Annotated in this window: 9 protein-coding genes; 6 read left to right on the forward strand and 3 right to left on the reverse strand. The window is 39.1% G+C overall.

The genetic code is table 11. From position 1 onward, the window contains the following. The first annotated feature begins 161 nt into the window (after nt 1-161). Together MSKOL_RS09050 and MSKOL_RS09055 are read left to right on the forward strand one after the other, a co-directional pair. Nucleotides 162-1,355, forward strand: coding sequence for an MBL fold metallo-hydrolase (locus MSKOL_RS09050; RefSeq protein WP_231592575.1), 1,194 nt, complete (start codon nt 162-164; stop codon nt 1,353-1,355). 541 nt (nt 1,356-1,896) lie between these two features. Next, on the forward strand, nt 1,897-2,442 hold the full coding sequence (locus MSKOL_RS09055) for a ferredoxin domain-containing protein (RefSeq protein ID WP_048120383.1): 546 nt from the start codon (nt 1,897-1,899) through the stop codon (nt 2,440-2,442). Between the two features lie 136 nt (nt 2,443-2,578). Here the strand turns inward: MSKOL_RS09055 and MSKOL_RS21355 are convergent, their stop codons facing one another. Next, nucleotides 2,579-2,710, reverse strand: coding sequence for a hypothetical protein (locus MSKOL_RS21355; protein WP_255351983.1), 132 nt, complete (start codon nt 2,708-2,710; stop codon nt 2,579-2,581). 5 nt (nt 2,711-2,715) lie between these two features. Then, nucleotides 2,716-3,873: an LL-diaminopimelate aminotransferase gene (locus MSKOL_RS09060; RefSeq protein ID WP_048155464.1), complete on the reverse strand. Its 1,158-nt coding sequence runs from the start codon at nt 3,871-3,873 to the stop codon at nt 2,716-2,718. Between the two features lie 202 nt (nt 3,874-4,075). Between MSKOL_RS09060 and MSKOL_RS18760 the strand changes: the two genes are divergently transcribed. The 4 genes from MSKOL_RS18760 (at nt 4,076) to MSKOL_RS09080 (ending at nt 11,282) form a co-directional block, all read left to right on the forward strand. After that, a complete protein-coding gene (locus MSKOL_RS18760; protein ID WP_052725398.1) occupies nt 4,076-5,608 on the forward strand; it encodes a DUF4062 domain-containing protein in 1,533 nt (510 codons plus the stop codon). Nucleotides 5,609-5,797: 189 nt separating this feature from the next. Next, the gene (locus tag MSKOL_RS09070) at nt 5,798-9,310 is read left to right on the forward strand and encodes a HEAT repeat domain-containing protein (RefSeq protein ID WP_156151021.1); all 3,513 of its coding nucleotides are present in this window, start codon (nt 5,798-5,800) and stop codon (nt 9,308-9,310) included. Between the two features lie 408 nt (nt 9,311-9,718). Next, nucleotides 9,719-10,477 (forward strand): PKD domain-containing protein, encoded by a 759-nt coding sequence (locus MSKOL_RS09075; RefSeq protein WP_048155467.1) that lies wholly within the window; start codon nt 9,719-9,721, stop codon nt 10,475-10,477. Between the two features lie 283 nt (nt 10,478-10,760). Beyond that, nucleotides 10,761-11,282 carry a dual specificity protein phosphatase family protein gene (locus MSKOL_RS09080; protein ID WP_048155470.1) on the forward strand — a complete coding sequence of 174 codons (522 nt, stop codon included), beginning with the start codon at nt 10,761-10,763 and terminating at the stop codon, nt 11,280-11,282. A gap of 415 nt (nt 11,283-11,697) precedes the next feature. On the opposite strand, the gene MSKOL_RS09085 is transcribed toward MSKOL_RS09080, so the two are convergent. Next, nucleotides 11,698-11,904, reverse strand: coding sequence for a hypothetical protein (locus MSKOL_RS09085; RefSeq protein WP_048155471.1), 207 nt, complete (start codon nt 11,902-11,904; stop codon nt 11,698-11,700). Between the last annotated feature and the right edge of the window lie 517 nt (nt 11,905-12,421).

Consider the following 12,421-nt stretch of genomic DNA (forward strand, 5'->3'; position numbering starts at 1 on the left):
ATTATTGAGAACTAAGCTTATTAAACTATTAGGCTTAATAATTTAATAAGCTGAATAAATGCGATAGAATTTATTAAATTTAATAAATTCATAAATTTTAAAGAGGTTTTATTCTGGAACTTACCTTTAAAGGCGGGTGCAGGGAAGTAGGACGTTCGGGTTTGCTGGTAAACGAGGAGGTTCTGCTTGATTACGGCATAAAGACTGGGGATATACCGGAATATCCTCTCAACGGCATGGAACCGAAGGTTGTGCTCGTCTCACATGGACATCTTGATCACTGCGGGGCTGTTCCAAACCTCATGTACCAGAATCCTGAGGTTTTCATGACCCCGCCGACTGCAGATCTAACTTTCCTGCTTGGAAAAGACACCCTGAAGATTGCAGAAAGAACGCTGTCAGGAGTGTCTCCTTTTGATCCCGATGACCTCCAGAAGCTTGCCAATCGAACACAAAAAATCGATTATGACAAACCTTTCAAAAGTCATGGGTACAGAATCTGTTTTTACAACGCGGGTCACATCCCTGGAGCATCTGGAATCTTCCTTGAGTCGGAATCTGGAGAAAGTCTGTTTTATACCGGGGATTTTAGCCTTAAAGAAACAAGGCTTGTGCCCGGTGCAGCCGAATTTCCCGAGGCCGATACTCTTATTCTCGAGAGCACATATTTTGGGGAAGAACATATCCCGCGAAAAGAGACCGAAGAGAGGTTTATCGAATCGATCCTTAGCACCCTAGATAGGGGAGGCACTGCCCTTATCCCTGCATTTGCCATAGGCAGAACTCAGGAGATACTTATGCTGCTTGATGCCCACGGAATTCAGGCTTATGTGGACGGCATGGGCAGGGACGTTTACAAGCTCCTTAAAAAATATCCGGAATACCTTAAAAATCCCGAGCTCCTTGACCGGGCTTTCGGGCGTGCCATTTCCGTAAAAGATCATCAGCGGGATTCAATACTTAAAGAGCCTTCGGTTATTGTTACTACAGCCGGAATGCTGAACGGAGGGCCGATACTTTATTACCTGAGCCGGCTTTACAAAGACCCAAGTTCCAAAGTCCTGCTCACAGGCTACCAGGTTGAAGGCACAAACGGCAGGCTGGCTCTGGAACACCGGATGATAGAAACCAACGGAGATGTCCTGGCTCTCAAACCCAGGGTAGAGCAGTATGACTTTTCCGCACACAGTGGAGACGGTGAACTCAAAAAAGTTGTGAAGGATTTCTGCAGGAAAGGTACGGAAAGGGTATTTGTAATGCATGGGGACAAAACCGAAAGCTTTGCACAGTGGATTTCGGAAGAAATCGGCGTGGATGCATATGCGCCCGCAAACGGGGAGTTGTTTACTTTTTAATGAAGATAATGAACTTTTACATTAAAATGCATAGAAAAGGATAAAAAGCATTTTTAGCCTTTGCAACTGTTGAAATTTTTAACTCTTGAAGCATAAGGGAAATAACTTTTTAGGAACCGCGAATTACTTTATTTTAGCTTTTTATATAAAGAAGGACGCGGAATTCTGCTGACAGAGGATGCCGATGCAGCCATTCTTACATTTTCTTAAATGTTCATGTTCATAGCTGCAATGGGTATGAATCATGTGTTGATTTTAGAATTGATGTTAGCACTTTCACTTATAAAGCTATATTCTATTGTCAAGTTTTGTTCTGGAAGATGCAAATACTACAGAAGCCGCTTGACTTTGCTCTGAAACTCCAGGTATAAGGTTCTTTGAAGAAGTTTCAAAGGTAAAACTTGAAACGATGGCAGCGAGACATAAATAAATAGTTGCTCCAGGACAGTATAGCATTGGTTGAAATACCATAGATGCCTGATTTACTCGTGGGAGCTGTCACCTGCAAAGCCTTAAACTCCAGAAGTTCCATTAACTGAATATGATTCTCAATCCTGAATCCGAAGTGCTTGAAACACTTGCAAAGAGTATACTTCTGGCTGCACGGACTGCCCCGAAAGCCAAAGGCGTAGATGATATAGTGACTGCCCTTGTTGAGAAACCTGATATCGAAGTACTTGCCTCGACAATGGAAAGGCTGGCAGAGGAAAAAAGCGCAGGATTTGCTTTTCTGAAAAGGGATGCTGCAAATCTTCGAAACGCAGGGGCTGCTGTTCTTATCGGTGTTAAAACCAGCGGGGCTGCGGGCCTGGACTGTGGAGCCTGCGGCTCTGAAACCTGTGCTGAGATGCTGAACCGGCAAAAGATAGAAGGAGATTTCAGGGGTCCTAATTGCATGCTCAAATATGTGGACCTGGGAATAGCTATAGGTGCAGCCGTTGCAAAGGCCAAGGATTTCTGCATCGACAACAGAGTAATGTACTCAATTGGCGCAGCTGCCAGGGTTTCTGGTTTGCTTGATGCCGATGTCGTTTTTGGAATTCCGCTGAGTGTAACCGGGAAAAATATCTTTTTCGATAGAAAATAATGCTTGTAAGAAAACAAGACTTGTAAAAATAAGGCTCATGTCAAGGCTTGTAAAAATAAGGCTCATATCAAGACTTGTGAAAATAAGGCTCATATAAGGACTCTCAAAAAAGACAGATTTTATATAAAAGGGAAATTTATTCCGGCCTGGCATCCAGGGTGTCTGGCCAGATTATTTTTAATGTTCTAATCTTTAGAATTAATGAAAGCGTCTCTGAACTTGTAAAGGTGATAAGAGCCTCTCTAAAGTTTAGAACTTCTTCAAGCACAGTAGTTAGAATTTCAGTTTTTTCATCCTATCGACAGCTTCTTTAATTCTATCGACCGGTTTTGTAAGGGCAAACCTGATGTAACCTTCTCCAGCGTCTCCGAACCCGACACCAGGGGTTGCAATGATTCCGGCTTCTTCGAGCAGGAGTTTTGCAAAACTCATTGAGGTAAAACCTTCAGGTACCGGAGCCCATATATAGAAAGTAGCTTTTGGAGGCTTTACTTTTAGGCCTATCGCTGTGAGCCCTTCTATGAGAGCATCCTGCCTCTCCTGATAGATTTTATTTGTTTCTTCAACACAGTCCTGGGAAGAACAGAGAGCTGCAATGCCCGCGATCTGAATCGCGTCAAAGACGCCTGAATCTACGTTGGATTTTACCTTGCCGAGCCCTTTTATAAGGTCTTTATTTCCGACTGCAAACCCGAGCCTCCAGCCTGTCATGTTATAGGTTTTGGAATGGGAATAGAGTTCCATGCCAATATCCATTGCCCCGTCGGCAGCAAGGAATGAGGGAGATTCGTACCCGTCGTATGTCATCTGGCAGTAGGCGTTGTCATGCACTGCAATGATGTCATTCTTTTTGCAGAACTCAACGACCTTTTCAAAAAACTGCATATCAGCAGTTGCAGCAGTCGGGTTGTTCGGGTAATTAAAGAAGAATAGCTTTGCCTTTTTCAGGACATCCTCAGGAATTGAGTCCAGGTCAGGCAGGAAATTATTTTCGGCAGTCAGCGGCAGCGGATACGGTTCTCCACCCGCAAACATTGTTCCGATTTTGTAGACCGGATACCCGGGATCAGTATAGAGCACGACATCTCCAGGGTTGACAAAAGCGAGCGGAATGTGTGCAACCGCTTCCTTTGACCCGAGCAGGGCAAGGACTTCAGTTGCAGGGTCAAGCTCAATCCTTTTGTACTTCTTACACCAGTCCGCTGCCGCTTTCCTGAATTCCGGCATCCCGGCATAAGATGGATAATCGTGCGTTTTTGGGTCGCAGACAGCTTCTCGCATAGCCTCCACAATGTGCGGGTGCGTCGGCAGGTCAGGATCTCCTACGCCAAGGTCGATAACGTCGACTCCCCTGGCAATCAGTTCGTCCCTCGCTTCGTCTATAGTAGCAAAAAGATATGGGGGTAGTGCATTGATTCTATCAGAGTACATTGATAAAGTCACCTGAAGATGATTGGCGTGCGTAAGTTTTCATATTTACGGTATTTGGAATATTAAAAGGTATGGGATAAATGAAAACTGTGAACTTCCATACGATTTTTTATTTTAAGATAATCAAATTAATTCAAAAGATTTAACTTTTATTATTTTATATCTGTTTCTGGAAAAATTAACTGGAAGATTGGTGGATAGAATGGCCCGTGTATTTGTATCTTCTACATTTAAGGATCTGGAAGAGTGCCGTGAAAAGGTCAGAATTGTTTTGAAACGAATGGGCCATGAAGACGTGGCGATGGAATATTTTGTTGCAGAGGACAAAAGACCTGTTGACAAGTGTATGGAATCTGTTTCTACTTGTGACCTATACATAGGTATTTTTGCTTGGAGATATGGTTATGTGCCTGATGGATACGATAAATCCCTAACTGAACTTGAATACCGAAAAGCAGTGGAAACAGGAAAAGATTGCCTAATATTCTTACTCGATGAACATGCACCCTGGCCACCAAAATTTGTAGACAGAGAAATAAACGCATACCATATAGCAGCTTTAAGAAATGAACTATCTAATGAAATAATGGTTAGCTTTTTTAAATCCGCTGATGAACTTTCCAGTTTAGTAGGAGCGGCTGTTCATAATTGGGAAATCCATTTGAAAAAAGATCAAGTTGCTGATAGGCCAGATTTTATATTAAATTCTGAAATATATAAAGAAACTGATAATGTGTTTTCAAGAGAACGTGGTGGTGAAATAATTGGGTGGGAAGGAAAAAATAAACAGTATATAAAAGAATTGAAAGAATCATATGACAAGAACGGGCTAGTATTGTTTTTAGGGGCTGGAGTGTCAAGCTCAGCAGGGATGCCTGACTGGGGGACACTTATATCTAAACTTATAACTGATTTAATTAGTAAAGAGTTGTCAAATGGACTAGAAGCTTCTGAGGACGAAATCCAAATTATAGCTGATGAACTCCAAAAGATTAATAGTTTTTCTCCCTTAGTGGAAGCTCGCTACCTACGTGCTAGTTTTACGGACGAATTCGAGAAAAAAATATCTGATAACCTTTATAGAGAGATTAATAAAGACGAAATTACTACTTCAAAATTATTAAATTCTATAATTAAACTATGTATGCCTAAAAGAACTGGTCCTGGAGTAAAAGCCATTGTAAATTACAACTTCGATGATCTGATAGAGACTTATCTTCAAGAAATCTCTGTAAAATGTTGCCCTGTATGCACTAATTCTTATTTCGTCTCTCCTGAACAATTAGCAATATATCACGTTCATGGTTTTTTGCCACGGAAAGAGGATGATTATAAAGGTATACCTAAAGGTTTAATAGTGTTTTCTGAAGAAGGATATCACAATTTAATCCAAGATGCTTATTATTGGTCAAACATTATTCAACTTAATTGTTTCCTTGAAAACACTTGTTTGATGATAGGTTTATCAGTAACCGATCCAAATTTGCGAAGACTTTTGGATGTTGCTGCAAAAAATAATAGTATGCCTAAACATTATGTATTATTAAAGAGACTTTCACTTTCAGAAGTTTTGGATAGACATAAAGAGAAGAAGTTTAGAGAAAACATTGTTGAAGCCTTCATCTCAATGCATCATAAAAGTCAAGAAGCATCTTTTCAGCAACTCGGTTTAAACGTCATTTGGTACGAAAGCCATGATGACATCCCAGGCATTATAGACAAAATTAGAAATTGAGTTAGTCTATTACTATTCAGCTAATTCGTTACTAAAAACCTAATCACTTATCAACTGTTTTCTTTATTTAGAGTCAACTTGTAGATTTTTCCTACTTTTTACTTAATGTAATACTTAACGTAAGTAAGTAAATTCAAAAGATTTAACTTCTATTATTTTAATGTGTTTCTGGAATAATTGGCTGGAAGATTGGTAGATAGAATGGCCCGTGTATTTGTGTCCTCTACATTCAAGGATCTGGAAGAATGTCGGAGAAGTGTTAGCCTTATACTAAGACAGATGGGCCACGAAGATGTGGCTATGGAATACTTTGTCGCAGAAGATAAAAGGCCGCTTGATAAATGTCTCGAAGCAGTTGCTTCTTCTGATCTTTATATAGGAATTTTTGCTTTGAGATACGGTTACAAACCTCCTCGATACAAGAAATCAATTACCGAACTTGAGTACAGAAAAGCCATTGAATGTGGAATTGATTGTTTGATATTTTTGCTTCATGAAGATGCCTCGTGGCCAGTAAAATTTGTCGATAAAGGAACAGATTCAGTTAAACTTGAGTCTCTAAGAAAAGAATTGTCAAAGAAGTATAATATTGGATCTTTTAAATCCCATAATGAACTTGCTAGTAAAGTAGGGACTGCTGTCCACAACTGGGAAAAAGAAAATGGAAAGCCAATTTCTGAAAGTGAAAGGATTAAAGAACTCGACCTCACACAGTACAGAGAAGCTGTTTCCAAAAGATACTATAATATTGATCTCGATGCTCTAACCCCATCCAAAAAAGAAGATTATCTAAAGATCAAGCTCAGTAGTGTCTTTGTCGAACAGAATGTGAGAGAAAACCCACCTCCAGTTGAACTTCCAAAAGAGATATGGACTAAAATGCATGAGGAATGGGATCCTGAGAAAGAATGTTTCCCAGAGGGATTGACCGCAGAAGATCTTAAACGTGCAAAAGAGTCTTATTATTCAAAGGACTCAAAAGCCGTACTTGATGTCATAAGTGATGAGAGTAACAAACATATTGTAATTCTTGGAGATCCCGGTGCTGGCAAATCCACGCTTACAAAATATATCATTTTATCCGTTTTACAAATTAACAATGACGAAAAGCTTGCCAGTCTTTTCAATTCCTATCTTCCCCTTAGAGTCGAACTCAGGGAATTTGCAGGCTTGTGTGCAGAAAAAGAATGCAGGACTTTTCTTGATTACTTTCAACACCTTTCAGAAACCGAAGGTTACAGTTTAACAAAAGAGGAAGTTGACAACTACCTTAAAAATAACGGCAAAGCAATAGTCATCTTTGATGGACTTGATGAGATTTTTGATCCCAAGGAATGGGAACGAATAAACCGCATGATTGTAGGATTTACACTTGATTACCCTAAAGTCAGGGTAATTGTAACCTCAAGGATTATAGGATACAAACGTAAAATCCTTGATGACGCAGGTTTTGCTCACTTTACACTTCAGGACTTTGAGAAAGAGCAGATAGAAACCTTCCTTGACAGATGGTATCCTTGCGTTATTGATGAAACCGAAATAAAAAGCAGAAAATCAAGGATTCTGAGAGCTCTTAAGGATTCCCCTTCAATAAGGCAGCTTGCCGGAAACCCCTTATTGCTAACAATTCTGGCAATAATAGGCAAGCACCAGGAACTTCCTAGAGAAAGATGGAAACTTTACGACCACGCTGCCAGCGTCCTTGTAGAAAACTGGGAAGTCAACAAACACCTGAAAAGAAGCTCTGTAAAAATGGATTTTATTGGGGAAGATGACAAAAAAGAGCTTCTTATGAGAATTGCCTTCAAAATGCAGTCCGGTCCCGACGGACTTGCAGGCAATTTTATTCACAGAAAAACACTTCAGCAAGAAATAGAGGCTTATATCCAGAATCGCTACCAAAAAGATCCATCTGACTCAAAAGTTATCGCGGAATCGATTATTGACCAGTTAAGAAGAGTAAACTTTATTCTGTGCCTTTACGGAGCTGATTTTTACGGATTTGTCCATCGTACCTTCCTTGAATATTTCTGTGCAATGGATATTGTCCAGAAGTTTGGCAACCATAAGCTCAATATTGAAACCCTCAAACTGAATTATTACGAAAAATACTGGGAAGATCCTACTTGGCATGAAGTCCTGAGCCTTGTATGCGGTATGAAAGAAAATTTTGCAGATGAAATTATAAAATGCTTAATGCAGGTATATGATCCCCAGTATTTTGGCAACAGACCTCCCCTGAATATCGTTTTAGCAATCAAATGTTTGAGTGAGCTTCGAAACCCGAATGCGATTGGAGAAACAGCAAAGAAGCTACTTGAAAAAGTACTCAGACTGTTTGAAATGGTTCGCTGGACTCAGGACATCAATCAATTCCTTGCTGAAGAGGTGGTTCCAGCTGCAAAGCTGGTTGGTGATAGATGGCCTCATAAAGATCTTGTTATTGATCAGTTTTCTCAAAGTCAGGTTTATATGCGATATGATTATTTTTATAGTTCTCGAGATATTGATTTATATCTTAACAATACATGGACACAGTTTATTATAGGATTGAACTCTAAATCTAAAAAGTTAAATGAAGAAGCATTGAGAAAAATAAATAATAAGGATTATTCCAGTCTTCTGGGCTTTTTAATTTTAGTAAAATATGAGTCAAAAGACAAAAACTTATTTTCTCTTTTTTTAGACCTCTCAACTAAAAGTAGATTTGATATTGTAAGGGCTGTTGCTGCTAAGAAACTTGCTCGTGATTGGCATGACGACCCTGAGACACTAAAGATTATAAAACAATGGGCTAAGACTTGTGAAGATAATGAAGTAAGGAGCAGTGCAGTTCAGGAACTTGCAAGGAGTTGGCATGATGACCCTGAAACACTAAAGATAATAATACAGTCTACAGCCGACGAAGATAGTAATGTCAGGAGAAGTGCAGTTCAGGAACTTGCTCGTGGTTGGCATGACGACCCTGAAACACTCAAATTTATCAAACAGCGGGCCACGACCGATGAAGATAATGATGTCCGGATGAGTGCAGTTCAGGAACTTGCTCGTGGTTGGCATGACGACCCTGAAACACTCAAATTTATCAAACAGCGGGCCACGACCGATGATCGTTGGGATGCCCGGATGAGTGCAGTTCAGGAACTTGCTCGTGGTTGGCATGACGACCCTGAAACACTCAATATTATCAAACAGCGGGCCACGACCGATGAAAATGAGTATGTCCGGATGAGTGCAGTTCAGGAACTTGCTCGTGGTTGGCATGACGACCCTGAAACACTCAATATTATCAAACAGCGGGCCACGACCGATGAATCTTATAATGTCCGGAGGAGTGCAGTTCAGGAACTTGCTCGTGGTTGGCATGACGACCCTGAAACACTCAATATTATCAAACAGCGGGCCACGACCGATGAAAATGAGTATGTCCGGATGAGTGCAGTTCAGGAACTTGCTCGTGGTTGGCATGACGACCCTGAAACACTCAATATTATCAAACAGCGGGCCACGACCGATGATCGTTGGGATGCCCGGATGAGTGCAGTTCAGGAACTTGCTCGTGGTTGGCATGACGACCCTGAAACACTCAATATTATCAAACAGCGGGCCACGACCGATGAAAATGAGTATGTCCGGAGGAGTGCAGTTCAGGAACTAAAAAAGTGGTGGGGTGAAGAAGTAGAAGAAAAAACTGAAGAGTGACAGTTCCATATGCCACACTTATTCCTTTTCAAGACTCTTTATTGTGGCTCATAATTCTCAGATTTTCTGCGATTTGTGAAGCTTACATCCACTTTCTCTACCGATTCATTTTTTCCTTCTATTTTATCAAACTGATAAGTATATTCCACAGCTTATATCTGGACATTTCAGCACGCTTTTAATTATCAATGTACAACTGACAGCCAGGAAATAATTATAAATAAAGAAAAATTAGTGTTACAGGACTTACACGTTTGAGGAATAAAATCAAGCACAAGAGTATCTGTTATACTCTTTGTGGTCAAGACAATTCGAAGTTTAATGTTATAATTTTTCCTCAACAGCCATGTAAGTCCCGTGAAAAACAATCAAATAAGGATAAATGAAATACAAAGAAGGCAATAAAAAATGAAAAATAGGGAAAAGTTGTATGTACTTTTAGCTTCAACAGCCCTTATTTTATCCTTTTCGATTTCTGCTTTACCCGTTGCATCGGCGTCGAGTGACCAGAATGGTTCGGTAATTGTTACTCAGACTCAGGTTATGACAAGTAATGGGACAGTAATCAATGAGTCGTCCTCGCAGTCCTCTCCTATTGTCTACAGTAGCAAAGTCGTATGGCATTATAACAACAGCACTGATAACGGAAGTTTGGATAGTGTAAATATTTATGCGTCCAACTTGTCCACTTCCAGAAATGTTCAGATAGTCTCAAATGAGGCTAATCAGTGGCTGTCGGATGTTCCATTTCTTTCCAGTGAAATAAATAATTTGAGACCTTTTATCTCGAATGACAGGACAATATGGGACAACTGGTTCAACGGGTTCATGAACAAGGACTTCAATAACGACATTAATTCAGACGATTGGTTCAATGACCTTCTGAATGATGATTTACACATGAATTCTCTTGACTCAAACCTTCAGAAAGTTGACTTTTCAGCATCTCCAACCTCAGGAAATGCACCACTGAAAGTCGCTTTCACTGATAATAGTACCGGATCGCCCACATCATGGAACTGGGACTTTGGAGATGGGACGAATTCGACAGAAGAGAATCCTGTGCACACGTACAACCGCTCAGGGCAATATACCGTTACCTTAACAGAGAAAAACAATACCTACTGCGGCACTAAATCCATATTTGACTATGTCAAAGTTGCATAAGGGAAGTGAATGCCTTAAATTGAAAAACGATGAAAAGTGAAAAACAGTAGTGGGTAAAAGTGGGGGTATTTTCCTTTTTCCACAGAAGCTTATTTTTCTGTAGAAACTTACTTTTCTGTACAAGCTTACTTTTCTGTACAAGCTTATTTTTCTACATCAGCTTCTTGTTTAGAAACCTCCTTAATTATTACATATTGTATAAATTCCTTGACTGTTATACTTATACCTCAAATCTTCTGTCCTTAAATGAAGTTTATATCTTCTAACCCCATACTCTTATATCATGGCATCTTCTTTATTGAGTCCTCTGGCGATGCCTGAAATAGAAGGCATCCGAATCCCAATGAATTTTTATGTAGTTCTTAAGGAACCTGTACCTCTGGCTGGCATGTCTTATCCCGGAATGTACACGCCCTGGGAGAAAATTAGAAATGCAGGTTTCTCAAGCGTTGTATGTCTCTGTGATTCCGAAGTATCTTATAACCCCTATCCTCTCAAGGTCCTTTTTTCTGCAGAATTAGAAGACCTTCATCATGGTAATTTTCCATATGACCCTGATACACTGGAATGGCTTGTAAGAAGGGCAACTAATGTAATATTAGAAGAAATAGACGCAGGAAAAGGCATTGTTGTCCATTGCATGGGAGGTATAGGCAGAACTGGAACCGTTCTTGGTTGTGTGCTCAAAGATCTTGGTTTTCAGGCTGATGAAGTGATAAATTATCTGGACGATATAAACAAGTTCAGAGGTTTTAGAGGCTGGCCGGAAACAGAATGGCAGGCGGAAATGGTACGCAGGTATTAATACATTTGAAAATTAGTTATTAACGAATATGAGATCAGTTTAATGATGCCGTTCTCATTTTTGAGTTTTATCAATTTAATAGATATTAATGGATATTTATAAATATTAATGGATATTTATAAATATTAATGGATATTTATAAATATTAATGGATATTTACAAATATTAATGGATATTTATAAATATTAATGGATATTTATAAATATTAATCGTAAAATAAAGAGATAGATTAGACTCAACCAGATGAAGCTGACTCATAGAGAATAATTGAAAAAATAGAATTACATGCCCCTGAGTTTTAAAAAAGTTTGATGTATAGCTAAGTAACTTAGCTTACTATACACTCTTTTTATTCTTTTCAGATTATATCCTTTTCAGATTACCTTTTCGGGATTGCTCTTATGTCTACTTTTATTCAGGAGTTGTAGGCGTCATAGAGCTGCCAGACCCATATAATCGGCCATAATAAAAATCCAGCCCCGAAAATATGCATCGTCCCTGTGATAATGAAGGCTATCCAGATGCCCAGTGCCTTGAAAAGATGTCCCTTTACAAGCTGGCCCAGGCCAGGGAAGAAAAAAGAAAATAAGGCTGGAATTCCGTGTGTTCTGCAATAGTTCATAGAACTTACCTTCTTTAAGTACTTAATAAGAGGGTGTATATAAATAGTTTACATAAAAAGACCTTTCCCTTTAATATAAAAATCTTTTCTTTTTAAATAGTCCCCCTCTAAAAAATATACCTTTCAAAAGTAATTAAACAGCTCAAAAAGTAATTAAACAACTCAAAAAGGAATTAGACACCTTAAAAATGAATTAAACATCTTAAAAATGAATTAAACATCTTAAAAATGAATTAAACAGCTATTACAAAAGTTTCTTAACCTATTTTTCATGCACCATAGGCATCGTAGATTTGCGCTATCCAGACAATAATTCCGATTAAAAATCTGATTTCTATGACGCTCTTGAAGATTATAACATTGATCCAATTTGACGGTAAATTGAAAAATTCTGAAGTTGAGCTCTTAAGTTGAACCCTTAGCTTTAATCCTTAAGTTTCATCCTTTCTTCTAACTTTTTGAAAATATATCCCCAAATTAATAAATATATATATTATTAAACTATGAGATATATTCT

The sequence above is a fragment of the Methanosarcina sp. Kolksee genome (genome assembly GCF_000969945.1).
Classification (GTDB): domain Archaea; phylum Halobacteriota; class Methanosarcinia; order Methanosarcinales; family Methanosarcinaceae; genus Methanosarcina; species Methanosarcina vacuolata.